This window comes from Ochrovirga pacifica, from assembly GCF_000220525.1.
Lineage (GTDB): Bacteria > Bacteroidota > Bacteroidia > Flavobacteriales > Flavobacteriaceae > Ochrovirga > Ochrovirga pacifica.
This window is the reverse complement of the sequence record NZ_AFPK01000022.1, coordinates 1-25,854: the sequence shown is the minus strand read 5'-3', so window position 1 is coordinate 25,854 and position 25,854 is coordinate 1. Positions and strand designations below refer to the sequence as shown.

Here is a 25,854-nt window from a genome sequence, read left to right as displayed (position 1 = left end):
GAAATTAGACGTGAAAAATAGATTATTGAATTTTGTTGTTGGATTGTTCAGCATTGTAACATTTAGTCAGCAAGTAGATTTAAGTTTTTTAGATACAGATAAATCAATTGAAGAAAGAGCAGAAATTTTAGTGTCTCAAATGACATTAAAAGAAAAAATTGCTCAATTAAAAAATACGGCACCAGCAATCTCAAGATTAAAAGTGCCAGACTACGACTGGTGGAACGAAGCATTACATGGGGTTGCACGTAACGGAAAAGCAACTATTTTTCCACAAGGAATTGGAATTGGGGCTACTTTTGATCCTGATTTAGCTTTAAGAGTGGCGAGTGCTATTTCTACCGAAGCAAGAGCAAAATATACGATTTCGCAACAAATGGGAAATCACAGTAGGTATGCTGGATTAACCTTTTGGACTCCGAATGTTAATATCTTTAGAGATCCAAGGTGGGGACGTGGACAGGAAACTTTTGGAGAAGATCCGTATTTGATGACTCAAATGGGCGTTGCTTTTGTAAAAGGTTTGCAAGGAGATGATCCAAATTATTTAAAATCTGCTGCTTGTGCCAAACATTATGCAGTACACTCAGGGCCAGAAAGCCTTCGTTTAGAATTCAATGCCGTACCAACTCAGCAAGATTTATACGAGACTTATTTACCTGCGTTTGAGGCATTGGTAAAAGATGCAAATGTAGAAGGAGTAATGCCAGCACACAATGCGGTTTTTGGAGCTCCTATGGCCGCCAATAAATTTTTATTGACGGATGTGTTAAGAGATCGTTGGGGGTTTGACGGATATGTGGTTACAGATTGTGGTGCGATAAAACAAATTAAAGTTGGTCACAAATATGTAGATTCAGAAGTAGCCGCAGCTGCAGTAGCTTTAAAAGCAGGAACCAACTTAAACTGTGGTGCCACTTACAAAGAGTTAAAAAAAGCAATTGATCAAGGTTTGGTTACTGAAGAGTTGGTTCACGAAAGAACAAAGCAGTTATTCAAAACGCGTTTCCGTTTAGGAATGTTTGATAAAGATTTATCTAAAAATCCATATAGCAAAATTGGACCAGAGTTAATTCATAGTAAAGAGCATATTGAATTGGCCAGAGAAGCAGCACAAAAATCTATTGTGATGTTAAAGAATAAGAACAACTTATTGCCCTTGCCAACAGATATTAAAGTACCATATGTAACAGGTCCTTTTGCAAATTCATCAGATATGTTAATGGGAAGTTACTATGGTGTAAGTCCAGGAGTTGTAACAATTTTGGCTGGAATTACAGATGCAGTTTCTTTGGGGACATCATTAAATTATAGAAGTGGAGCATTGCCATTTCAGAAAAACATCAATCCAAAAAACTGGGCACCTAATGTAGCAGGTATGTCAGATGTTACAATTTGTGTGGTTGGTTTAACTGCGGATAGAGAAGGAGAAGGAGTTGATGCGATTGCTTCTAATCACAAAGGCGATCGGTTGGATTTAAAGTTACCTGAGAATCAAATCAACTATGTTAAACAATTGGCTGCAAAGAAAAAAGACAAACCATTGGTGTTGGTAATTGCTAGTGGAAGTCCGGTATCTTTAGAAGGTATTGAGGAGCACTGTGATGCGATTTTACAGATATGGTATCCAGGTGAACAAGGAGGAAATGCAGTAGCTGATGTGTTATTTGGAAAAGTTTCTCCTACTGGACATTTGCCAATGACATTTCCTAAAAGTGTAGCTCAATTACCAGACTACAAAGACTATTCTATGAAAGGTCGTACCTACAAGTACATGACAGAAGAACCGATGTTCCCGTTTGGTTTTGGATTGACCTATTCTAAAACTGAGTTTAAAAATCTAGTAGTTGAAGATGCTAAATTAAGAAAGAAAGAAAGTTTAAAAGTAAGTGTTGAGGTAACGAATGTTGGAGATTTTGATATTGATGAAATAGTGCAGTTGTACATCAGCCCTAAAAGCCAAAAAGAAGGTGAAGGTTTACCATTCACAACTTTAAAAGCATTTAAACGTGTAGCTTTAAAGAAAGGAGAAACTCAAAAAGTTGAGTTTACAATACACCCAGAGTCGTTGAAAGTAATTAATGTGAAAGGACAAAAAGTTTGGAGAAAAGGAGCTTATAAGGTAACTGTTGGAAACTCATCTCCAGGAGAATTAAGTACTAAATTGGGAGCTGCTAAATTTCAAGAAACCATAATTCTTTTAAGATAATAATTTCGTTAAGAACAATATCGATTACAGAAAAATAGAACTAAAATAAACATATCAAGTAAATTAAAAATAATGAATATAGTTAAATACATCTTGCTGTCAGTTGTAACTGTAGGGATAATTTCTTGCGTAAAAAAATCTTCACAAGCAGAAGCAAAAACATAAGAACAGCCTTTAGAGAATTTAAAAGGATATCCATGGGATATACCACAAACAAAACCAGACAGACCTTTGAGTAAGGCTATGGATCGTTTGTACACCAACTATATGGCTCCAAGATATCAAGACAACGAATTGTTTTCAGCTTTTAAATACACTGAATTAAAAGGTTTTGACTATAATGATGGAGATGGAACGTTGTCTAGAAGAGACCCATCTAAAATCATAAAAGAAAATGGTAAGTATTACATATGGTACACCAAACGTGCCACTGTTCAGCCTCCTGTTGGATATTCAAATGCCCACTTGGCCACAGAGGTTATTCCGTCAACCGATTGGGATTTGTCGGATATTTGGTATGCCGCTTCAAAAGATGGTATCCATTGGGAAGAACAGGGGGTTGCTATTGCACGTCCTAAGAAACCAGCTTTAGGTTGGAGATCTCTTTCTACTACAGATATTTTAAAGTGGGAAGGGAAATATTATCAATATTTTCAAGCTTATAACGAGCCAAGTGGTACTAAGGGAGATCACTGTCCTGTGGTAGCTGCATATGAAGATTCACCTGATGGACCTTGGACAATTGTCGATAAGGAAATTATTCCTAATGGAGAGCCTGAAACGTGGGATCAGTACTCAATCCACGATCCTTACCCGTTGGTATACAATGGTAAAGTTTACATTTATTACAAAGCTGCTTATGGAGATCGACCTAACTATTTGGTAGGAGCAGGAGTGGCTATTGCAGATTCTCCTCTGGGACCCTTTAAAAAACATCCACTGAACCCCTTGTTTAATTCAGGTCATGAAACAGCATTGTTTCCATTTAAAGAAGGAATTGCAGCATTGGTTTTACGTGATGGGAATGAGAATAGCACCATTCAATATGCTCCTGATGGGATTAACTTTGACATTGCAGCAGTTTCTGCTTTAATGCCTTTTGCAGCTGGAGCATACGTTCCTGATGCATTTGATAGCAACGGAAATGGTAGAGGGATTACTTGGGGAGTTTCTCATTTTATCGGAAGACAAGGAGAGAATATTGGAAAGACTAGAAAATATAGTTTCTTAGCTCGTTTTGATTGTGATTTAAGTTTGGATTTGCACGATCCTGAAATGAAAAAATCAAGATTGTATTTTCATCCAGATGTATATTTTCAAAGAAAGTTATCTAAAAAACAAATGAAACGAATTACTGGAGAAGAGTAAATAATTTATTGTTAGACAACATCAGAAATAAAGTGGATGATGAGGAATCAATTCATAGCAAAAGGCAATAGCCAGTTTGATTCTGTGATTATTTGTTTTTTAAAATAGCTAGTGTTATGATATAGGGCACAACATCAATACAATATAAAACAGACTTTCTGTTTGATAAATGTTCTTTTACCATAGTTCTTTTGAGTGTATAGCAGAGATATGTAAAATGATGAATTATAAATACGAAATAACAGCATTATGAATTTGAGAAGGATTATTTGGTTAGTGATAGGAGTCTTTTTTGTTACAAAACAAAGTACTGCTCAGGATAATTTTAATTTTTCTGAATTACTTCCAGAAAAGTTTGACAAGTCAAACATCATTAAAGAAAAAGAATACAATGTTTGGGGAACCAATATTTTGAGAGGAAAAGATGGAAAATTTCATGCAATTTATTCTCGCTGGCCAAAATCAAAAGGGCATCACGGCTGGGTAACACATTCAGAAATTGCACATGCTGTGTCTGATAAATTAACGGGGCCATACCAATTTAAAAATGTTGTGTTACCTGCAAGAGGTAAGAACTACTGGGATGGAGATTGTACCCACAATCCACATGTGTTAGAATACAAGGGAAAGTACTATTTGTATCACATGGGAAACAAAGGGAGTGGTTATTGGGATACAACTGCTAAAAATAACATGCCCTCAACTAAAAATAAAGAATGGTGGATCAATAGAAATAATCAACGTATTGGAGTTGCTGTTACCGATGATTTGAATGGAGAATGGAAACGATTTGACAAGCCGTTGATTGATGCAACTAATGGACGTATGATGACCTCTACCCCAACAATTAGTAAAAGGAATGATGGAAAGTTTTTATTGGCTTACAAGTATGTAAAACCACATCCCAAGTTTAAACATGGTAAAGTTGTGCATGTTACAGCTATCTCTAAATCACCTTTGGGGCCTTTTGTAGATACAGGAATGCCTTTTATTACACATCCTACGGCTTCTTTTGCTATTGACGATCATGTAGAGTGGGTTTTTAATGGAAATTACTATTGTTTGGCAAAAGATTCTAGAGGAGCATGGAGTGAGTATCCTGATGGATCTACAATGCTTTTCGAAGGAGATGACATGGGGTTTAATTGGAAACCTGCAAAAAATTTTTTAGTAATTAAAGCCGGAGAAATTAAATGGACGGATGGTGCAGTAACAAAGACTACTCGCACGGCAGACATGCCCAAGTTTTATATGGAAAATGGTATTCCAAAAGCTTTAATTATTGCCGTTTTACCAAAAGGAAGTGGAAACTCATATTCTCTTGTTATTCCCCTAAAAACACCTAAGCCAGGAACAGAAGCTTTTCCGTATCAAGTAACAAAATATGCAAAAGAATACCCTTTGAGTAAGGCTTTAAAAAGAAGTTTTTATCAATATCCATCACATGTAAATGCAGAGAATGAATTGTATTCTCAGTTTAAGTATACGAAGTTAACAGGTTTTGATTACAACAATGGTGATGGAACTATTACACGTAGAGATCCCTCTAAAATTCTTCGAGAAAATGGAAAGTATTATGTGTGGTATACCAAACGTGATACAAAAGTAGCTCCAGTAGGTTCAAGTAATGCTCATTTAGCTACGGATGAAATTCCTTCTGTAGATTGGGACTTGGCAGAAATTTGGTATGCAACTAGTAAAGATGGTTTTCATTGGGAAGAACAAGGAGTGGCTGTAGGTAGACCAGAAAAACCAACACCAGGCTGGAGAGCTGTGGCAACACCAGATATTTTAAAATTTAAAGATAAATACTATATTTATTACCAGGCGTTTACAGAAGCTAGCGGTAAAAGAGGAGATTACTGCCCTGTAGGGGTAGCTTATGCAGACAATATCAATGGACCTTGGAAGCATGTAAATAAAGTAGTAGTTCCTACAGGGGCTAAAGGAGAGTGGGATCAGTTTTCTATTCAGGCACCTACTCCCTTAGTTCATAATGGAAAAATTTATTTGTATTATAAAGCTGCTTTTAATAGACCAGGAACAGTATGGAGTGGAATTGGTTTGGCGATTGCAGAAAATCCTTTAGGACCATTTGTAAAGCACCCTTTAAATCCAGTACAAAATTCAGGTCATGAGATTTGTTTTTTCCCTTGGAAAGAAGGAGTTGCTTCTTTAACAATTAGAGATGGTTCAGAGCACTTTACGATTCAGTATGCAAAAGATTGGGTGAATTTTGAGGTGATGGCCATAACAGAGTTTATGCCTGTTGGACCTAATGCTTACATTCCAGATGCTTTTTTAGATAATAAAAACGGAAGAGGAATTACTTGGGGAATAGGTCATTTTATCAACTTTAAAAGTAAGAATAATAACAAATGGCATTCGGAACTGTGTCGATTTGATTGTGATTTGAGTTTGGATGTTGATGATCCAGAAATGAAACATCACAATTACAGGTTAGATCCAGAGTTTTATTTTCAGTTAGGTTTAACCAAAAAACAGAAAGAAAGAATACAAACAGAAAATCAAACAAAATAAGAGGTTAATATCAAGGGTTCTTTTTACTCGGATTGTTTTAGTAGGATGCATGCTAGTCTGTGCTCGAAGCAGGTCTAATTTAACGTGAATTTTGGTCATAAAAAATGGTTCAGACCAAAGTTTTTTGGTTTTACGTGGGTTATTTCCCTTTAAAGTAAACTTGTGTAATAGAAAAACAAGGGTAGCGGTATTTTAATAATGTTAAAACGGAATTACCTCTACTAACTGCATATCAATACTTGTGCGATCTTGCCCTTTTACTCTAAAAATTGCTGTAAAATACTGATGATTGTTTAAGTGTTGCTTGGCAAAGGCCTCTAAGTTATTTTTTTTGCAAAAGAACTCAACAGTGGCACTAACCCCAATATCGTGTTGTGAGATAAATAACAGATGTTCAGTGCCTCCCGGGGCAGGATAATTACTCACCAATGCAAATTCATCAGTTTGATTATAGGAGTTTAAGTTGTACACTTTTTTTGATTTTTGAATATGCAATTGCCTGTTTTTAATAAAGCAATATGGATTTCCTTCATTAAAGAATGGTACAAATAAATTATGTGTTTTTAAAGGCCCCACATAAACTGCGTTTCCCTGTTTAATTTCGCTTGTTGAACTTTTGGTGGTAAAATGTAAAAAGAATCTTTTGCTGTGGGTCTGGTGCAATGCTTGTAAATCTCTTGTAGCTAGAGCAGCCATGGTTGTGGTGTAACTAAAGGTTGAAGGGCTTATTTTGTTTTTGTGTTCAGGATGTTTTTTAATCCATTCATAATACTCTTTCTCGGTATTGATATTAAAATCACGTGTCCATCCATTGCCTTCTGTGATAGTCCTTCCATTCATCCCAAACAAATCGCCAATATACAAGTGGTTGGTGTGACCATTGTTCCATATAGAAGACCAAATTTTGGGTTCTTTTTGGGGTAAAAACTGCCAAACAAATAGAGAACTTAAAAATATCAATGCAACATAGGGAGCAATTTTCCATCCATTTAATTGTTTTTTATAACGCTCAAACTGACTGTGTGTTTTGGTAAACTGAACCAAATATTGTCCTTTAGGGATGCTCACTTTCCAAAGGTCATTTTTTCCTTCATTTTCGTAATAAAGGGTCAGTTTTTTTCGCAAGTTGTATACGTTCACACGCACCCTAGGGTTACTTTTTTCATTGTTGCCTTTGTCTCCAAAAAAATCCAAATCTATAACACTTTCTTTCAGTGGTTCGTTTTTAGCTGTTGCTTCAAACAAATATTGAAGCAAGGCAATGCTTGTAGGAGCATTTTTAAAACTCTCACTTTGCTTGATTGTATTTACAATCGATTGTTTTTGTACAATGTTGAGTTGCATTCTTTTTAATGATAAAAGCCTTGGTTTACTATAGGTTGTTTGTTGCTTTAACGGTTATACATACCGTTAAAGTGGCGTTAAAGTTACGAAAACATTGACGTATCACTAAGTTTGAGGGAATATTTTTGAAAATCTTTTAATGATAGAATCAACGATATGAAACCTTTTTTAGATCAAGATTTTGTGTTAGACAGCCCATCAGCAAGTCAACTGTATCATCAACATGCAGCCAGAATGCCTATTATTGATTATCATTGTCATTTGGTGCCTCAACAAATAGCAGAAAATAAAAAGTTTAAGAACATCACTCAGTTATGGCTGTACGGAGACCATTACAAATGGAGAGCTATGCGAACTAATGGAGTCGATGAGCGTTTTTGTACAGGTGATGCCACAGATTGGGAAAAATTTAAAAAATGGGCAGAAACGGTACCGCATACGGTGAGGAATCCATTGTATCATTGGACACATATGGAGCTGAAGGCTTTTTTTGGTTTTAAAGGTGTATTAAATAAAAACACTGCCAAAGAGGTCTGGGATTTGGCTAATGAAAAATTAGCAACAGATGCCTATCGTCCTCAAGGTTTGTTGAAAATGATGAATGTTGAAGTGGTCTGTACCACGGATGATCCTGTGGATTCCTTAGAGTATCACAAAGTGATAAAAAATAGCAATTGTACCATAAAGGTATTGCCAACATGGAGGGCAGACAAGGCTCTGTCTGTAGAAAATGTAGAGGGATTTAATGAATATATGGTTCAGTTATCTGAAGCTGCTGAAATAGACATTCATACGTATGATGATTTGCTAAAAGCTCTAAGAATTCGTCATGATTATTTTGCTGGAGTTGGGTGTAAACTATCTGATCATGGAATAGAGGAGTTTTATGCCGAAGATTATACTTTGTCAGAAATTAGAACTATTTTTTTAAAAATTCGTTCGGGAATGGAGTTGAATAAGAGAGAAGTATGTCAGTTCAAATCGGCTATGTTGTACGAGTTAGGAGTGATGGATTATGAAAAAGGATGGACTCAGCAGTTTCATTATGGTGCGTTAAGAAATAACAATACGCGTTTGCTATCGACTTTGGGGCCTGACACAGGGTTTGATTCTATCCATGATTTAAGCTGTGCTGCTACCATGTCTAAATTTTTAAATCGTTTGGATACGGAAAACAAGTTGACCAAAACAATTATATACAATTTGAATCCGGCTCAGAATGAAGTGGTGGGAACTATGATAGGGAATTTTCAAGATGGTTCCATGCCTGGGAAAATACAATTTGGGTCAGGGTGGTGGTTTTTAGATCAAAAAACGGGTATGGAAAATCAAATCAATGCTTTGTCCAATATGGGCTTGCTTAGTCGTTTTGTAGGAATGCTAACAGATTCTAGAAGTTTTTTGTCTTATCCAAGACATGAATATTTTAGAAGAATATTGTGTAACTTGTTAGGGAACGATGTAGAAAACGGTCTCATTAACAATGATATGGAATTGTTAGGAAATATGGTAGAAAATATCTGCTATCACAATGCAAAAAATTACTTTGAATTTTAAGAAACTTATTATGAGAATAGTTTATTTACTTGTCGTATGTTTTTTTATGACTTCTAGCTTTGGTGTTGCTCAAAATCAAACTCAAAAAATCTATCTATCCGGAACCGATAAAGACCATGTAGTAGCATGGGATTTCTTTTGTTCTGATGGAAGAAAAAGTGGTGAGTGGACTAAAATTGGTGTGCCATCTTGTTGGGAACAACAAGGATTTGGAACCTATAATTATGGTTCAGATAAAATAGAAGATCGTGTAAATGAATATGGTTTGTACAAACATTCATTTTTTGCTGATAAAAATTGGAAAAACAAAGACATTAAAATTGTTTTTGAAGGAGTGATGACAGATGCTGAAGTTAAAGTTAACGGAAAATTGGCAGGAGAAGTACATCAAGGTGCTTTTTACGAATTTAACTATACCATTACCGATTTGTTGCAATACGGATCAAACAATTTGTTAGAAGTAAAAGTAAACAAAGCCTCAGCTAACGAATCTATCAACCATGCGGAAAGAGATGCAGATTTTTGGATTTTTGGAGGAATTTATCGTCCTGTTTATCTAACCATTTCACCTAAAAATAACATAGATCGTTATGCGATTGATGCAAAAGCAAACGGTAGCATTGTAGCAGATTTATTTTTAGATACTAAAAAGGCAGATGATGTTGCTTTAACTTTATTAGATGTTAAAGGGAACAAAGTACAAGACTTAAAAGTTAAAGATCTTAAAAAAGAAAAAAGTAAGTTCCGTGTAGAAACAAAAGCTTCTGCTATTAAAACATGGAATCCAGAGACTCCAAATTTATACCAACTAAAAATAGATTTGTTAGATAAAAAAGGAACAATATTACATAGCGTTACGGAAAAAATAGGTTTTAGAACCGTAGAGGTTTTAGAAGGTGATGGAATTTATGTAAACGGAAAACGAATCAAATTTAAAGGGGTGAACCGTCATGCATTTCATCCAGAGTCGGGGAGAACTACTTCTAAAAAAATAAGTACAGAGCACGTGCAACTAATGAAAGATATGAATATGAATGCGGTGCGAATGTCGCATTATCCACCAGACAAACATTTTTTGGAAGTCTGTGATTCTTTAGGATTGTTTGTGATTGATGAAATCTGTACTTGGCACAATCCTGTGTTAGATACCAAGGTGGCTCGTAAAATTGTAAAAGAAACCGTGGTTCGCGATGTCAATCATCCTTCAGTAATACTTTGGGCGAACGGGAATGAGCAAGGATGGAATTCAGAAGTGGATGCAGATTTTGCCCAATGGGATATTCAAAAAAGAGAAGTCATCCATCCGTGGAGTATTTACAAAAAAACGAATACCATTCATTACAGTCATTACCATTCCTTAATTAATGATGCATACTCACAAGAAAAGATATTATTCCCAACCGAATTTTTACATGGTTTGTACGATGGTGGTCATGGAGCTGGGCTGGAAGATTATTGGAATATCATGTGGAATTTACCACTGAGTGCAGGAGGCTTTTTGTGGGATTTTGCCGATGAGGGAATTGAGCGTACAGACAAAAACAATCAAATAGATTTGCAAGGGAGCAAAGCTGCCGATGGTATTGTAGGACCGTATATGGAAAAAGAAGCCAGTTATTTTGCCATCAAAGAAATCTGGTCGCCAATTTTTATAGAAAAGCGTTATGTCACTCCTGATTTTAACGGGATGTTCCGTATTGAAAACCGCTATCATTACACTAACTTAAAAGATTGCAAACTGACGGCAAGCTGGTTGAAATTTAAAGAACCCAAAGAAGCAGGTCATCAAATTTTACACAAAAGCAAGGTGCAATTACCAGCATTACAACCTGGAGCAAAAGGTGAACTTTACATCCCAAAACCGCAAGGTTGGCAACAAGCTGATGCTCTGCATTTAACTGCTACTGATGTAAATGGTCACGAAATTTTTACATGGTCTTACCCTGTGGCGAGTCCAAAAAAATCGAATCTAGAGAAGGTGGAATACAGCAATAACGGTTTGGTGAAAACAACAAGTACCGACCGTATAATAGCGGTAACGGCTGGTGAGTATCGTTATCGTTTTTCAAAGGAAAACGGCTTGTTAAAAGAGGTTAAAAAAGGAGAAACATTGATTCCGCTTACGGATGGGCCTATCATTTTAAATCAAAAAGACAAGGTACAAGATATTCAAATAACATCGCTGGACAACAAAACGGAAATTCTGGTAATTTTTGAAGAGAAAAAATGGATGCCTGCTTGGTCTACCATCAAAGAGAAAAGATCAGATGTGATTAAATGGACTGTACACGCTAATGGATTGTTAGACTTACGAGTAGAGTTCAAAGGGTTCAGAAACTTAAAAGGGTATCGAGGAATTACATTCTCTTTTCCAGAAAAAGAAGTGGCGGGAATGCAATGGTTGGGAGACGGACCGTATAGAGTTTGGAGAAACAGAACCAAGGGTACGCGTTTTCAAGTGTGGGAAAACGATTATAACAATACTGTAACAGGGCAAGCTGGAGGAGAATACGAGTTTGTATATCCGGAATTTAAAGGATTCTTTTCCAATCTATATTGGTCTAAGGTAAAAGGGAATCACAACAATGGCTTTACCGTGTATTGTAGAACTCCGCATACCTATTTGCGAATGTTAACTCCCGAAGAGCCCAAAGACAATAAAAAAGGAGCAGCAAAAAGAAAAGTACATCCTGCTTTCCCAACTGGCGATATCTCTTTTGTAATGAATATTCCGGGCATGGGAACCAAATTTCAATTTGCAGAAAGTACGGGACCTCACGGAAACTCAGAACATTATTTTGGTAATGATGACGAGCCTATTGTGATGGATTTAACTTTTGAATTTTAAGAAATAGCAATAAATGAAAATACATAAAGCAATAGGGCTACTAATCAGTGGTTTATATACTGTGTTTACGGCACAATCGCAAAATTTAAATACCGTTAAACAATATCTAACAGGAACGGACAAAGACCATACGATTGCTTGGGATTTTTATTGTTCTGATGGAATGCAAAGTAAAAAATGGACTAAAATTGAAGTGCCTTCTTGTTGGGAATTGCAAGGTTTTGGAAATTACAATTATGGACGTGATTACAAAGCAGGAAAAGCCTATCATAACGAATATGGGATCTACAAACATCAATTTACAGTTCCTAAAGTTTGGAAACAAAGAGAGGTAAAGATTGTTTTTGAAGGTGTTATGACCGATGCCGAGGTAAAAATAAACGGACAACTGGCAGGAGAAATTCATCAAGGTGCTTTTTACGAATTCAAATACAATATTTCTAAACTATTAAAATACGGAGCAGAAAACCAGTTAGAAGTAAAGGTGCATAAAATGTCAGCCAATGAATCTATCAATTCAGCAGAACGAAATACAGATTTTTGGATTTTTGGTGGAATTTATCGCCCTGTGTATTTAGAGGTGTTGCCTAAAGAACACATCAATCGTGTAGCTGTAGATGCCAAAGCCGATGGAAGTATTAAAGCCGATATTTTTACAGATTCAAGAAAAGCAACGACTGTACAAGTTGTTTTACAAGATGATTTGGGAAATAAAATTCAAGATTTAAAAACAGAAGATATCAGCAAAGAAAAAGGAAAAATTTCTTTTTTTACACTTGCTAAAAATATCAAAACTTGGAATCCAGAAAAACCCAATATGTATCAATTAAAAATTGAGTTGTTAGATAAAAAAGGAAAAATCTTACATCAAATTCATCAAAAAATTGGGTTTAGAACCGTAGAAGTAAGAGAAAGTGATGGAATTTATGTGAACAATCAAAAAATAAAATTCAAAGGGGTCAATCGTCACTCTTTTTATCCAGAATCGGGAAGAACCACTTCTAAAGCCTTGAGTATTGAACATATCAATATGATAAAAGATATGAATATGAATGCAGTGCGTATGTCTCATTATCCGCCAGATGTTCACTTTTTAGAAGCTTGTGATTCTTTGGGATTGTTTGTAATTGATGAAGTTTGTACTTGGCACGTACCTTATTTAGATGAAAAAGTTGGAGAAAAAATAATTAGAGAAGCCGTGGTAAGAGATGTCAACCATCCGTCTATTGTGTTGTGGGCAAACGGAAATGAAACAGGATGGAATACCAAATTAGATGATGACTATGCCAAATGGGACATTCAACAAAGAGAAGTCATACATCCTTGGGGAATTTTTGGAAAAACAAATACCATGCATTATCCAGAATATCACATTTTTGCCTACGATGCCCCTACGCACGATAAAATTTATTTTCCAACAGAGTTCAATCATGGTTTGTACGATGGGGGACATGGTGCTAGTTTAGATGATTATTGGAAACAAATGTGGAACATGCCTTTAAGTGCGGGTGGTTTTTTATGGGATTTTGCCGATGAGGCAGTAGTGCGAACAGACAAAGGTGGTGTTTTAGATACCGATGGTAATCATGCTCCTGACGGAATTGTGGGGCCTTATGGAGAAAAAGAAGCAAGCTATTTTACCATTAAAGAAATTTGGTCACCTATTTACCTAGAAGAGCGTTTTATTCGTGACAATTTTGATGGCGTTTTTAACGTAGAAAACAGATATCATTATACCAATTTAATTGAGTGCAGTATGGAGGCTAAGTGGGTAAAGTTCAAAACTCCAAATAGCAAAATAACTCAAGAAATTTTAGTTCAACAAGCAGTAAGGCTTCCTAATATTGCTCCCTTGGCTAAAGGCAAAATAAAAATTGAAAAACCAGAAGGATGGAAACAAGCTGATGTATTGTATTTAACGGCCAAAGATCCGAATGGAATGGAATTGTTTACATGGTCATATCCTGTGCAAAAGCCTAAGGATATCAATCAAAAAACAATACGTGTTTTGTCTAACAAAGAGAAAGGTTTGTTAAAGCTAAAAAGTACCGATCAAGAAATTTTTGTAAAAACACAAAGTCATCATTATACTTTTTCTAAAGCTACAGGTTTGTTAAAACAAGTAAAAAAAGGAAAGCAAATTATTCCGTTGCACAATGGGCCTATTTTATTAGGAAGCAAATCAGAAATAGAAAATGTAGAAATCAGTTCGCAAAAAAACAAAGTGGTTATTCGTGCGTTGTACAAGGCAAAACCAAAGTATTGGGACTGGAAAGAAAATAAAGAAACCACACAAGATTTTTTTGAATGGACTATTCATGCCAATGGTATGGTAAGTTTGCATGCAGAAATAAGAAACATCAAAATGGTAAAAGAGTATATGGGAATCACATTCTCGTTTCCAGAAAATCAAGTTCAAGGAATGAAATGGTTGGGTGATGGGCCTTATAGAGTGTGGAGAAACCGTATGAAAGGAACTCGTTTTCAGGTTTGGGAAAACGATTATAACAACACGGTTACAGGAGAATCTGGATTTGTATATCCTGAGTTTAAAGGGTTTTATGCCAACTTAAATTGGGTGCAAGTAAAGGGAAAGAATAATAATGGATTTACTGTGTATTGCAATTCGGACAATACTTTTTTAAGAATGTTAACCCCAAAAGCACCCAAAGATCCGGTAAAAGGAGCTGCCGTAAAAGAGTTTCCAAAAGGAGATATTTCGTTTGTAAAAAATATTCCAGCTATTGGAACCAAATTTAAAGAACCTATACAGATGGGGCCAAAAGGGAATCCTATACATTATTTCGGAAACGTTGACGAAATGATTTCTGTGGACTTAGTGTTTGATTTTTAGGAGTTTGTGTTTTTTTTTTTAAACCAAAACAATGTTGAAAATATTTAGATTGAATATCTTAGAATCAAATTAACATTAAAAATTATGAGATTTAAAAAATTAGGATGTTTTGCTTTTACGCTATTGACTGGCGTAATGGCATTTGCCCAAAAAAACAAAGTACAAAAACCCAATATTTTGTGGATTGTTACCGACGATCATCGTTACGATGCGGTGCGTGCTTTTAATAAAATGTTGCACGGAAGAGAAATGAGTGAATTAGGATATGTAGAATCGCCCAGCATAGACAAGTTAACAAAACAGGGAACTACGTTCATCAACACCTATTGTCATTCGCCTGTGTGTGCACCTTCTCGTTCGGCTATGCATATGGGACGTTATCCATTCCGTTCTGGGGTGTATAGTTTTGAGTATTACAATAACAAAACAGAAAATTCGTACCCAACTTTTCCAGAGCAAATGGTTAGCGAAGGTTACCAAACGTTTCATGTAGGAAAACTAGGTGTACGTATCAAAACCTTAACAGCCAATGGAAAAACCAAAGCACATCCAATTTACCAAAACGATGTAAGTTTTAAAAAAATGCACAAAGATGGCCTAACAGGTTGGGGAAAAGATTGGATTCAGGTAGTGAATGGAGAAAAATTAGAAGAACCTCTAAAAAGTACAGAGTATTTTGTAGAGCCTGATGGAACGTTTACGTACGCATCTTTGGAGCTAGAAAAACAAAAGCCAGAATACAAAGGTAAAACGGAAGCGTTTAACAAAAAATACGACATTCTTCGTCATTACAAAAAAGGAGAAGAAGAACACCCTGCTAAAGGAATGATTTTGTCTGGTGTGAGTTCGCAACCCGCAGGAAAAAACAGAGATGGGCAGTACAACATTGTATTGAAAGATTATTTAAAAAACACCAATCCTAAATTCAAAGTAGGTTCTCAAACAGTAAACGGTTTGGATCCAAACAAACCGTTGTTTGTGCATTTAGGCTATAATTTTCCTCATACACCCGTATTGCCTCCTGCAGATTACCGAGCTCGTTTTCAACAAAACGATTATAAAATTCCTGTGTTAACAGATGCCGAATTTGCCAAAATTCCAAAGCAAATCAAGGGATTCATCAAAAGTAAAGGATCAGATCATTTTACGGATGAGCAAAAGTTAAAAATGATTCAAGATTATTATGCCTATTGTGCGTATGGAGATGCTTTAATCGGGGAAGCAACAGAAGATTTTATTGCTTACAGTGAAGCAAAAAAACAGCCTTGGACCATTGTGTATGTACATGGGGATCATGGGTGGAAGTTGAATGATCACGGAGCGGTTTCTAAATGTACACCTTGGGAATTAGATACACACAATCCTATAGTAGTAGTATCATCGGACAAAAAGAAGTTTCCAGCAGGAAAAGTAGTGCGAGAGTATGCAGAATTTGTAGATATTGCTCCTACTATTTTAGCCAATGGAGGGGCAGATTTGAAAGCTAAAAAATATGAGTATTTAGACGGAATGGACTTAGCAACCATTGTTGATGGAACAGCTCCTATACGTGATTATATTATAGGAGAAAGCCATGCTGCTACTGGACCAAGAGCTTATATTCGTACCAAAGAATACGTGTTTTCTATGCAAATTCGTCCTTGGGGGTGGCAAAAAAATCCTGGACAAAATATCAAATGGGCAATAAACGCACCGTATGATCAAATAGACCCTAGTTTGTACCACACTACCAAAGATCCTAAAGAAATTAACAATGTAGCTTTTGATAAAAAATATCAAAAAATTGCTCAAAAGATGAGAGAAAAATTAACAACAATTGTTTTAGGAGATAATAGAGCTGAAATTGATTGGGAGAAATGGGGAACTGGAACAAAAGTGTATAGAAGCAATTTTGCACCAGGAGCTCATGATTACCAACTAAAATTAAAATAATTTAAGATGAAAAAAGTTCCCTTCTTTTTATTTTTTGTAGGAATTACATTAGCTACTTTGGCTAAAGATTACCATGTAGATGGTCGTAACAAACAGCGTGGAAATGGAACGTTGTCTAACCCTTTTCAGACCATTCAACAAGCTGTTGAGGTAATGAGGGCTGGAGATGTGTGTTATATTCATCAAGGGGTGTATCGAGAGCAGATCGTACCCAGCCGTTCAGGAACTAAAAAGAGACCTATAATTTTTACACGTTATAAAAACGATGAGGTAATTATTACCGCTACTCAAAGAGTAAAAGGATGGGAACTGTATCAAGACAAAATATACAAAGCCAACAACATACAGATGGATTTGGGAGTTGCCAACAATGTGTATTGCAACAATGAGAAAATGCAATTAGCTAGATGGCCCAACAACATAGACAATAACGAATACAGTTTGGATGCAAAATTTATAGACAAAACCAAAGGAACTTGGTCTATGTCTTTTATTAGCAACAACGAAATTCCAAAAATAGATTGGACGGGCGGAGTTATTCATTACCTAGGAGCACATAGTGGTTGTGCTTGGCAACGAACCATTACAGGCTATCTTCCTGAGCTAAATCGTGTGTTTTTTAAAACTTTACCAAACAAATGGCCGTTTGGAAAAACACACTCACCTCAACGATTGGAAAAAGGGCACAGAGGTGTTTTTTATTTGATGAACAAGCTAGAGGCTTTGGATGCACCCAACGAATGGTACTATGATCAAAGCAGTAAAACCCTATACTTTTATGCTCCAGAAGGAACTCATCCTAATCATCAAAAGGTAGAAGTTACAATCCGTAAAGAATTGGTGGTTATTGATAAAAACAATATCCAAATTAAAGGGCTGAACTTTTTTGGAGGTGCAATAGTGGTTAATGGGGATGGAAATACCATTAGCAATTGCATGATCAAACACGGAGCTGAACGATTGATAACCGATTTGAACGGAGCAAGGGTGTCTGATGCAGCCATTCAAGTAAATGGAGGAATACACAATGTTGTTAAAAATTGCGTGTTAGAAAAAGGAAGTGTTAATGGAATTTTACTAGGCAATCGCTCTTCTGAAACCTTGGTAGAAAATTGCATCGTACAACATTTTAATACCACAGGAATTCATGCCTATTTGCTAGGTAGTTTTGGTGAAAGAAACAGAGTGATACGCAACTCGTTTAGTGGTTCGGCAAGAGATGGAATTTACATTTCTGGAAATGACAGTGAGTTTGCTTACAATCACGTTCAAAAATGTTTGATTTCGGGTGCTGATGGAGGTTTGTTTTATGTAACGGGAAATAGAATTCCTAAAAATATAGAAGTACATCACAATTGGTTTCACAATGCTCATGCAGATGACCGACATGCTGGAAACAAAGCAACAGGAATTTACTTAGACAACAATTCTGCGGGTTATATTGTGCATCACAATGTGGTGTGGGATGTAGAGTGGGCAGGTTTGCATTTTAATTGGGATGCGGTGTACAATAAAATCTACAACAATACTTTTTGGAATGTGGGAAAATCAGATGAAGCTTTAATTAGTTCATGGGTGCCCAAAAGAAACGGACGTCAAACCAATGTAAAAGACAATGTATTGTACAACAATATTTCAGATGTCCGTCCTTGGTGGGATTCTGGAGATGGTAAAAAATATAGAGTTGATGAAAAAGAATTTTTAGGAGACGAGGCGGATAACAAATTTGAAAACAACAAGCAGTTTTCAGAACTTCCATTTGAGACTAAAAAGGAAAGGCTGTTTATGCCATTTGCCCACAGTCCACTTATTGATAAAGGAAAAAAGGTTAAAAAAAATACCAAAGGTTATAAAGGGAAAGCTCCAGATTTGGGTGCTTATGAGTACGGAGGGAATTATTGGAGAGCAGGAGTAAATTGGAGTCCAAAAGACTTTGCTTGGCCAGTAAGTAAAGACTATTTGGAGTTGGGAATAGAACATATAAAAAACAATAGATATCATCTTAAATAATAAACTCATGAAAAAATATGTATGGAGTGTGATAACCTGTGTGTTGCTTTTTTCTTGTCAAGAAAAAAAACAAAGTGTTACAAAAGAGTCTGCTAAAGAAGCCCAAACGAAAGAATTTCCATTTTTTGTGCCAACAGAAAAACCAAACAGACCTTTAAGTGCAGCAGTAGCAAGAAATTACGATGCTTATGAAGCTTTACGTCCCGAGCAAACCGAATTGTACTCACAGTTTAAATACACCAAATTAAAAGGATTTGATTACAATGAAGGGGATGGAACCATTACACGTAGAGATCCTTCCAAAGTGATTTTTGAAAATGGGAAATATTATGTGTGGTACACAGGTAGAAAAAGTCCTGTAAAACCAGTAGGTATGTCACGTGCCAAAGAAGCAACAGATGTAATACCTTCTGCAGATTGGGATTTGTCCGATATTTGGTATGCAACATCTAAGGATGGATTTACGTGGGAAGAACAGGGGATTGCAGTACCTCGTCCTCCAAAGCCACAACCAGGATGGCGTTCGGTAACTACCACAGATATTTTAAAATGGAAAGGAAAGTTTTACTTGTATTTTCAAGCGTTTGAAGAAGCAAGTGGATTAAGAGGTGATTTTTGTCCAGTGTCCGTAGCTTGGGCAGACTCTCCTGATGGTCCTTGGCATCATACAGGAAAAATAGTATTGCCGAATGGTCCTGAAGGTTCTTGGGATCAGTATTCTATTCATGATCCATATCCACTGGTACACAATGGAAAAATATACATGTACTACAAAGGTGACTTTGATAAAAGACCAGAGTTAAAACCTTCTAAAATACGAATGCAAGGTTTGGCTATTGCCGAAGATCCTTTGGGGCCTTTTGTAAAGCATCCGTTAAATCCTGTCATCAATTCAGGGCACGAAACTACCTTATTCCCTTTTAGAAAAGGAGTAGCGGCTATTGTACAAAGAGATGGGCAAGAGCACAATACCATTCAGTATGCAGAAGACTGGGTAAACTTTAAGATAGCTGCCATTACAGAATTGTTACCTGTGGCCGCAGGTCCTTATGTGCCAGATGCTTTTACAGACACCAAATACGGAAAAGGAATCACGTGGGGAATTTCACATTTTATCAATGCCAATGGAAATTGGAATCATACTGTATTAACTCGTTTTGATTGTGATTTAAGTTTAGATGTTCATGATGATGAGATGAAAAAACATTATTACACCTATCCGCAGGATTTCTATTACAAAAAGCATGGTTTGAGTAAGTCTCAACGTAAGAGAATAGAGAGCAGAATAAAAAAGTAAGGGAACAGAATCAATAATGAACATCACTAAAAGTTTTAAAGTGAAGCAGCACTATTCTCCTTATAAATCGGTAGAAATAGAAGGTAAGGCAGAAGAAAGGGAGTATAAAAACAACTTAAGTACTGTTAGCTTAGAACCAGAAGCCACTATGGTATTGGAGTATTCGTTTAAAAAACGAATCAAACTAAATGAGATTCAAAAAGTATTATTCGCAAGAATATTACCAACCGATTAAGGTTGCTAAGGAAGTTGTTTTCCATATAAATAATGTTGAGTTAGAAGGAGAGACAAAAGCTGTGTTACGAATCGGAATTGGTAGAGGTCATGGAAAGAGTTTACATCCATCAGTAATGATTAATGGAGTTGCTGTGAATGTTCCAACTAACTATGCTGGGGAAGCTCAAACGGATAGAGAGTGATTTTACGGAGTAATTGAAATACCTGTAAATCCATCTATCTTAAAAAAGAATAACAAAATAGCGATTCAGTTTGCAGATGCAGGAGGGCATATAGCAACGACCACCTTAAGAGTATTTAATCAGAAATAAAAAGAGATAAAACAAACAGATATGAATATTAAGAAGTTATATGTAGTTCCTGTCTTATTATTGGGGCTTGCTGCTTGCAAGTCGCTAGATGGAAGCAATAAGACTACCGTTACCAAGTATGAACCAACTTACGAGTCTTTAAAACAACACGGAGCTGCTCCCGAGTGGTTTGCAGATGCCAAGTTGGGAATGTATTTTCACTGGGGACCTTACAGTGTTCCTGCTTTTGGAAGTGCTTGGTACCCGCATAACATGTACAAGGATAATAACAGTGTACGTAGGCATCATGAAAAAACATATGGAAGTATTTACGAGTTTGGGTACGAGGATTTTATTCCCATGTTTAAAGCCTCTCAATTCGATCCAAATGATTGGGCAGAATTGTTTCAACAAACAGGAGCAAAGTTTGCTGGTCCTGTAGCTCAGCATCACGATGGTTTTGCCATGTGGGACAGTGATGTAAATCCTTGGAATGCAGCAGACATGGGGCCTAAACGTGATATTTTGGGAGATATGTTTAAAGCTTTAGAGAAAAAAGGATTAAAAACTATTGCTACTTTTCACCACGCACGTAACGGACAACGAAATAGAGACAAACCCGAAGCTTGGAAAACAGCTTATGACAGTCACTATGTATATCATCCAGATTTACCAACGGCTACTACAGACCCTAAACTGCGTAAGTTGTTTGGTAATTTTGAAACCATTGAAGAGTTCAATCAATATTGGTTAGACCAAGTAAATGAAGTAGTAAATAAATACAGTCCTGATATTTTATGGTACGACTCCTGGTTGAATTTAATTCCGGAAGAGAAACGAAATGAAATGGCAGCTCATCATTTTAACAATGGAATAAAAAAACACAAAGAGGTGATGTTGGCTCATAAGCAAGAAGATTTGCCTTTGGACTATAGTGTATTAGACTACGAACAAGGAGGGCGTAAAGATTCTTGGCCTACACCTTGGATGACTGATATGACTTTAGGGAAAAGCAGATGGATGTATGTAGAAGGACATCCGTACAAAACTGCAGATTTAGTAGTGCGTAACATGATTGACATCTGGAGTAAAAATGGAGTGGTATTGTTAAATGTATCGCCTACAGCAGATGGAGTTATCAATCAAGAGCAAAGAGATGTACTAAAAGAAATTGGAGATTGGATGAAAGTTCATGGAGAAGCTGTTTATGGAACTAGACCTCATAATATTTTTGGTTTTGGAAATGCTTCTACTGGTGAGGGACACAATGCAGGGCAATCTTCATCAGTAAACTATACGGCAGATGATGTTCGTTTTACCGTGGCCAAAGACAAAAAAAGCATGTATATTTTCTTTTTAGGAGAGCCTAAAGTAGGAAAGCGTATTCAAATGCGTTCTATTGGAGGTTACCATAGAAACATCCCTCCAGGAAGAATTAAGAGAATATCACATATGGGAACGGACACCACCACTAAGTTTGAACATACTTCTGCTTCGTTTTTTATAACCATCCCTGATACAAAAATGAATTCTATTGCCAACGTGTTTAAGTTAGAGTTGGAATAAAAAAATAACTGTAGAACAGTTTGTTTTGTAAGAAAAGAATAGATCTCCTATATTTTTTGGAGTTTTAAATCCCTTTCTCAGTTTATAGAGAAAGGGATTTTTTTGTTTGTATCAAAATAAAAGGTAAAACCAATAAATTACTCTTAACAAGAGTAAAAAAATAGCGAAATTTATCAAACAAAGGTATTATTTGTAGAAAAGGGAGAGAATATCAGTACATCACTAAACCAACAGGTGCGTTGTCTATACAAGTTAGTAGGCTTATTGGTCAAAGGGAAAAAGACAGATAAAATTCTAAGAACTCTACAATACAAGCAGGTAAGTATAATAAGTTGAATTGTTTTTTACTGGTGTGTTTTTTTATATCGGGTTTTGAATAACATAAAATAAACTGTGAAATTCACGGTAGTTGCACTGATCAATTTTCCTAACTTTCAATAAAAAACAATATGAAAATCAGAATAGCTTACAAAAAAAGTACATCAAAGGAAATTTGTATTCGGGTTTGGCTTTTATGATCTGGTTTTTTATCAGTTTCTTAGTTAGCTCAGAGCACAACTGGACTATATACGGGGCTCTTGTGATTTCTATCGCTTACTTATCGGTTTATGTTTATCAGTACCAACAACAATACATTAGTATTCATCAAGGATTTTTAAAAATAAATCATCCTTTTGCTTCAGTAATTTCTCTATCTCAAATACAAGCGATAAAAAAAATTGCAGGAGATTACATATTACAAACTCCCACAAAAAAAATAACCATTCGTACTAAAATTATCGAGGAAACATCTTTAAAAGAACTACACTTGGTATTAGACAAATTATCAGTATCGTAAACACTACTCATGGCATAGTTTTTTTGATTTGTATTTTTTGGCACTTGTCAATTAAAATAAATAACTTTGTAATGTGAAATCAGCAGTATCCATTTTTATAGCTTTTGTTTTTATGTTGCAATTGGTTGTAACAGTACAAGCTATGCCTGTACATCAGGTAAAAACAAAAACGACTTGTGCTGTAAAAGATAAAAAACAAGATGCTGAATCTCATACTTGCTGTACAGTGCTAAATCAAAAAGAACAGAAATCGGATAAAAAGGATTGTTGTTCTGGAACTTCTAAAATGAGCTGTTGTGTTAGTGTAATTGCAATTACTCATCAATTAGAAAAAATACAATTTATACCTAGCTACCGTCCTAAAAAGCTTTTTGGGTATCAAGAAAGTAGTTCGGTCTTTACTTCTAAAATTTTTCAACCTCCTATTTGTAGTTAAAATTTAATCGGAATTGCTCCTTTTTCAAAAAGTTGAGCAAAAAAAGAGTACTAAATTTTAAATATAAAAATCATGAAAAATAATGTATTAGCATTTGCAATCGTTGCACTTATGGGGCTATTTGTAGCTTGTGGAAACGCTGCTTCTGCAAACAATAAATGTGCAACCAATTGTTGCAAAACAGAATTATGTAAAAAACAATGTGTAGCTTCTGGTTGTTGTGCCGAAGGAAAAACCTGCGACGTAAATGGACACAAAGAATGCAAACACAAATGTTGCGATGCAGACAAACAAACTTGTCATACAGGAGATGCTAAAGAAAAATCTTGTTGCAAAACAGAGGAAAAAAAGTAAAATCCTGAAAAATAGAAAAGCTCGTCGAAAGATGAGCTTTTTGTTTTTAATGTATGTGTAAAAGTGGCTATCAAACACAAATAAATGACTTTAAATATTCAATATCAAACCCTAAAAAATGAAACAAATTTGCTTAGTTTTTTTGCTACTTATCTTAATAAGTTGTTCATCCAAAAACACAGAAATAAAAAAAGTAGCCTCTTTTAAAGGCCAACAAGTTACAGGTGTTACAGTAAGCCATACAGGTAGAATATTTGCCAACTTTCCCCGATGGAGAGAGCCTATAAAACATTCGGTTGTAGAGGTTTTACAAAACGGAACAGTCAAAGCATTTCCTAACAAACAATGGAACCAATGGAAAATGGGAGACACCATTCCTACCAATAAATTTGTAGCAGTACAATCCGTAGTTGCTTTCAAAAACACCTTGTATGTATTAGATACTCGCAATCCTATGTTCAAAGGAGTGCTAAATGCCCCACGCATTTTTGCTTTCGATTTAGCAAACCAACAATTAAAACAAACCTACATTTTATCTCAAAACAGTTACCACCCAAATTCATATATCAACGATTTACGTATCGACGAAAAACATCAAAAAATGTATTTAACCGACTCAGGGCATGCAGGAATCGTGGTGGTCGATCTACATACAGGAACTTCTTTTAGAGCCCTAGACAATCATCCTTCTACCTTAGCAGAAACCAATCAATTAACTTTTGCCAATGGAGTCTGGAAAAACACTGTCCATTCAGACGGAATTGCCCTAGACACTAAAAACAACCAATTGTATTTTCATGCACTAACAGGCTATAGTTTGTATGCCATTGCTACCGATGCACTTTTGTCTCAAAACACAGAACTTATCAACAAATCCGTAAAATTGGTAGCCAAAACCCCTTCTCCCGACGGAATGATTATAGACCAAAAAGGAAATTTATACATGGCAGATTTAGAGCAAGACAAAATCATTCAATTAAATTTAGCCACAGCAAAACAAACTGTTTTTGCACAAGGAAAAAAAATACAATGGGCCGATACCTTTAGCATATACAACAACCAATTATACTATACCAACTCTCGCATCAACCAAACAAAGGGAGACATTAGTCAAATGGAGTTTGGAATTTACAAGTTAGCCTTAGACTAAAGAACATCTAGGCATTACCAACAAAAATAGGTTTTATAGGGCATACATAACCCAATCATAAAACCTATTTTTTTGAAAAGTCTTATATGTTTGTTACCTTAATGGAAATCCTAATAGGAAAAAGAAAACCATAAAAACAAACAAAAAATGAGACAAAAACATCTTTTCACTTTCGTATTCATAACCACTCTTTTCTTTGCCTCTTGTAAAGAAAAAAAGAATACAAAGTCAGACAACATTCCAAAAATAACCTTAGAAAAATTAACCCAATCTCCTGCGTATTCCACAGCCAGTTTAGAACTAAAAAATTGGGATACCATAAGCCAAGAACAAGATAAAAATGTAAGTTTTAACTTTCAAGTAAAAAACTACCAATTAGGAGCACAAACCCAAAGTCCTAATGCCAACCAACTAGCAAATTCAGACAAAGGGCAACACATTCATTTTATCGTAAACAACCAACCTTATTCGGCACATTATCAATCTCAGTTTACAAAAGAAATGCCCAACGGAGTGCATCACTTGGTAGCGTTTTTAAGTCGATCTTATCACGAATCCGTAAAAAACAGCAATGCCGTAGTTGTTAAAAAGCTAACCATAGGAGAGCAGCCCAAAGATAGCCTAAACATACAAATGCAAGCCCCAACTTTAATTTACAGTAGGCCCAAAGGAACCTATTCTAAAACAGAAGCAAAAGACATCATGTTAGACTTTTTTGTGCTAAACACCCAACTATCTAAAGATGGAAACAAGGTAAAAGCAACCATCAATAACAAAGAGTTTTTTATTACAGAATGGCAGCCATATCTTATTAAAAATTTACCCATAGGAAAAGCAACCATAGAACTAGCGTTAGTAGATGCCAACGGATCAGTTATACCAGGGCCATTCAACAAAGTAAAAAGAACCATTACCATAGAAAAATAATTCAATACAAAACACCTATTGGGATTACAAACTCATAAAAAGCACTCTTGCATTCAAAATCAAGGGTGCTTTTTTCAATTTCACATAAAGTTTGTA

Annotated in this window: 18 protein-coding genes and 1 pseudogene; 18 read left to right on the top strand and 1 reads right to left on the bottom strand. The window is 35.7% G+C overall.

The annotated features are described in order from the left end of the window. Positions 1-10: 10 nt before the first annotated feature. The 3 genes from FS85_RS0103200 (at position 11) to FS85_RS16975 (ending at position 6,118) form a co-directional block, all read left to right on the top strand. Entirely contained in the window at positions 11-2,209 is a 2,199-nt protein-coding gene (locus tag FS85_RS0103200; RefSeq protein WP_237706935.1) for a glycoside hydrolase family 3 C-terminal domain-containing protein, read from the top strand. Positions 2,210-2,440: 231 nt separating this feature from the next. Further along, the gene (locus tag FS85_RS15035; RefSeq protein WP_316927727.1) at positions 2,441-3,577 is read left to right on the top strand and encodes a glycoside hydrolase family 117 protein; all 1,137 of its coding nucleotides are present in this window, start codon (positions 2,441-2,443) and stop codon (positions 3,575-3,577) included. 249 nt (positions 3,578-3,826) lie between these two features. Next, a complete protein-coding gene (locus FS85_RS16975) occupies positions 3,827-6,118 on the top strand; it encodes a family 43 glycosylhydrolase (protein WP_010134582.1) in 2,292 nt (763 codons plus the stop codon). Positions 6,119-6,319: 201 nt separating this feature from the next. Here FS85_RS16975 and FS85_RS0103185 read toward each other — a convergent pair whose 3' ends face one another. After that, positions 6,320-7,462, bottom strand: a complete 1,143-nt coding sequence (locus tag FS85_RS0103185) for a hypothetical protein (RefSeq protein WP_010134581.1) — start codon at positions 7,460-7,462, stop codon at positions 6,320-6,322. A 156-nt stretch (positions 7,463-7,618) separates the two neighbouring features. Between FS85_RS0103185 and uxaC the strand changes: the two genes are divergently transcribed. The 15 genes and pseudogenes from uxaC (at position 7,619) to FS85_RS0103120 (ending at position 25,758) form a co-directional block, all read left to right on the top strand. Next, on the top strand, positions 7,619-9,019 hold the full coding sequence (gene uxaC, locus FS85_RS0103180; RefSeq protein ID WP_010134580.1) for a glucuronate isomerase: 1,401 nt from the start codon (positions 7,619-7,621) through the stop codon (positions 9,017-9,019). A 10-nt stretch (positions 9,020-9,029) separates the two neighbouring features. Beyond that, the gene (locus tag FS85_RS0103175; protein WP_139062135.1) at positions 9,030-11,867 is read left to right on the top strand and encodes a glycoside hydrolase family 2 TIM barrel-domain containing protein; all 2,838 of its coding nucleotides are present in this window, start codon (positions 9,030-9,032) and stop codon (positions 11,865-11,867) included. A gap of 13 nt (positions 11,868-11,880) precedes the next feature. Continuing rightward, positions 11,881-14,721, top strand: a complete 2,841-nt coding sequence (locus tag FS85_RS0103170) for a glycoside hydrolase family 2 protein (protein ID WP_010134577.1) — start codon at positions 11,881-11,883, stop codon at positions 14,719-14,721. 84 nt (positions 14,722-14,805) lie between these two features. Beyond that, positions 14,806-16,653 (top strand): sulfatase-like hydrolase/transferase, encoded by a 1,848-nt coding sequence (locus tag FS85_RS0103165; RefSeq protein ID WP_010134576.1) that lies wholly within the window; start codon positions 14,806-14,808, stop codon positions 16,651-16,653. A 6-nt stretch (positions 16,654-16,659) separates the two neighbouring features. Further along, the gene (locus tag FS85_RS0103160; RefSeq protein ID WP_010134574.1) at positions 16,660-18,663 is read left to right on the top strand and encodes a right-handed parallel beta-helix repeat-containing protein; all 2,004 of its coding nucleotides are present in this window, start codon (positions 16,660-16,662) and stop codon (positions 18,661-18,663) included. Positions 18,664-18,670: 7 nt separating this feature from the next. Then, positions 18,671-19,960 (top strand): glycoside hydrolase family 117 protein, encoded by a 1,290-nt coding sequence (locus tag FS85_RS0103155; protein ID WP_010134573.1) that lies wholly within the window; start codon positions 18,671-18,673, stop codon positions 19,958-19,960. A 16-nt stretch (positions 19,961-19,976) separates the two neighbouring features. Next, the gene (locus tag FS85_RS16595) at positions 19,977-20,195 is read left to right on the top strand and encodes a hypothetical protein (protein WP_010134572.1); all 219 of its coding nucleotides are present in this window, start codon (positions 19,977-19,979) and stop codon (positions 20,193-20,195) included. Beyond that, positions 20,149-20,508 (top strand): annotated as a pseudogene (locus FS85_RS16835) (hypothetical protein). The gene FS85_RS16595 and the pseudogene FS85_RS16835 overlap by 47 nt, the downstream one beginning before the upstream one ends. Before the next feature lie 21 nt (positions 20,509-20,529). Beyond that, positions 20,530-22,053 carry an alpha-L-fucosidase gene (locus tag FS85_RS0103145; protein ID WP_010134570.1) on the top strand — a complete coding sequence of 508 codons (1,524 nt, stop codon included), beginning with the start codon at positions 20,530-20,532 and terminating at the stop codon, positions 22,051-22,053. A gap of 168 nt (positions 22,054-22,221) precedes the next feature. Continuing rightward, positions 22,222-22,389, top strand: a complete 168-nt coding sequence (locus FS85_RS17000; protein ID WP_139062136.1) for a DUF2200 family protein — start codon at positions 22,222-22,224, stop codon at positions 22,387-22,389. Between the two features lie 178 nt (positions 22,390-22,567). Next, positions 22,568-22,891: a hypothetical protein gene (locus FS85_RS0103140; protein ID WP_050809608.1), complete on the top strand. Its 324-nt coding sequence runs from the start codon at positions 22,568-22,570 to the stop codon at positions 22,889-22,891. A gap of 73 nt (positions 22,892-22,964) precedes the next feature. After that, positions 22,965-23,327, top strand: a complete 363-nt coding sequence (locus FS85_RS0103135) for a hypothetical protein (protein ID WP_010134568.1) — start codon at positions 22,965-22,967, stop codon at positions 23,325-23,327. Positions 23,328-23,399: 72 nt separating this feature from the next. Next, positions 23,400-23,681, top strand: coding sequence for a hypothetical protein (locus FS85_RS0103130; protein WP_010134567.1), 282 nt, complete (start codon positions 23,400-23,402; stop codon positions 23,679-23,681). Between the two features lie 118 nt (positions 23,682-23,799). Then, positions 23,800-24,831: an L-dopachrome tautomerase-related protein gene (locus tag FS85_RS0103125; RefSeq protein ID WP_010134566.1), complete on the top strand. Its 1,032-nt coding sequence runs from the start codon at positions 23,800-23,802 to the stop codon at positions 24,829-24,831. Between the two features lie 147 nt (positions 24,832-24,978). Then, positions 24,979-25,758 carry a hypothetical protein gene (locus tag FS85_RS0103120; protein WP_010134565.1) on the top strand — a complete coding sequence of 260 codons (780 nt, stop codon included), beginning with the start codon at positions 24,979-24,981 and terminating at the stop codon, positions 25,756-25,758. The last annotated feature ends 96 nt before the right edge of the window (positions 25,759-25,854 follow it).

Excerpts from the sequence above, each read along its gene's own strand:
- FS85_RS0103165 (WP_010134576.1), top strand. The coding sequence starts at position 14,806 with ATGAGATTTAAAAAATTAGGATGTTTTGCTTTTACGCTATTGACTGGC.
- FS85_RS16975 (WP_010134582.1), top strand. The coding sequence starts at position 3,827 with ATGAATTTGAGAAGGATTATTTGGTTAGTGATAGGAGTCTTTTTTGTT.
- uxaC (WP_010134580.1), top strand. The coding sequence starts at position 7,619 with ATGAAACCTTTTTTAGATCAAGATTTTGTGTTAGACAGCCCATCAGCA.
- FS85_RS0103175 (WP_139062135.1), top strand. The coding sequence starts at position 9,030 with ATGAGAATAGTTTATTTACTTGTCGTATGTTTTTTTATGACTTCTAGC.
- FS85_RS16595 (WP_010134572.1), top strand. The coding sequence starts at position 19,977 with ATGAACATCACTAAAAGTTTTAAAGTGAAGCAGCACTATTCTCCTTAT.
- FS85_RS0103125 (WP_010134566.1), top strand. The coding sequence starts at position 23,800 with ATGAAACAAATTTGCTTAGTTTTTTTGCTACTTATCTTAATAAGTTGT.
- FS85_RS0103130 (WP_010134567.1), top strand. The coding sequence starts at position 23,400 with ATGAAAAATAATGTATTAGCATTTGCAATCGTTGCACTTATGGGGCTA.
- FS85_RS0103140 (WP_050809608.1), top strand. The coding sequence starts at position 22,568 with ATGATCTGGTTTTTTATCAGTTTCTTAGTTAGCTCAGAGCACAACTGG.
- FS85_RS0103170 (WP_010134577.1), top strand. The coding sequence starts at position 11,881 with ATGAAAATACATAAAGCAATAGGGCTACTAATCAGTGGTTTATATACT.
- FS85_RS0103155 (WP_010134573.1), top strand. The coding sequence starts at position 18,671 with ATGAAAAAATATGTATGGAGTGTGATAACCTGTGTGTTGCTTTTTTCT.
- FS85_RS0103145 (WP_010134570.1), top strand. The coding sequence starts at position 20,530 with ATGAATATTAAGAAGTTATATGTAGTTCCTGTCTTATTATTGGGGCTT.
- FS85_RS0103160 (WP_010134574.1), top strand. The coding sequence starts at position 16,660 with ATGAAAAAAGTTCCCTTCTTTTTATTTTTTGTAGGAATTACATTAGCT.
- FS85_RS0103120 (WP_010134565.1), top strand. The coding sequence starts at position 24,979 with ATGAGACAAAAACATCTTTTCACTTTCGTATTCATAACCACTCTTTTC.
- FS85_RS0103185 (WP_010134581.1), bottom strand. The coding sequence starts at position 7,462 with ATGCAACTCAACATTGTACAAAAACAATCGATTGTAAATACAATCAAG.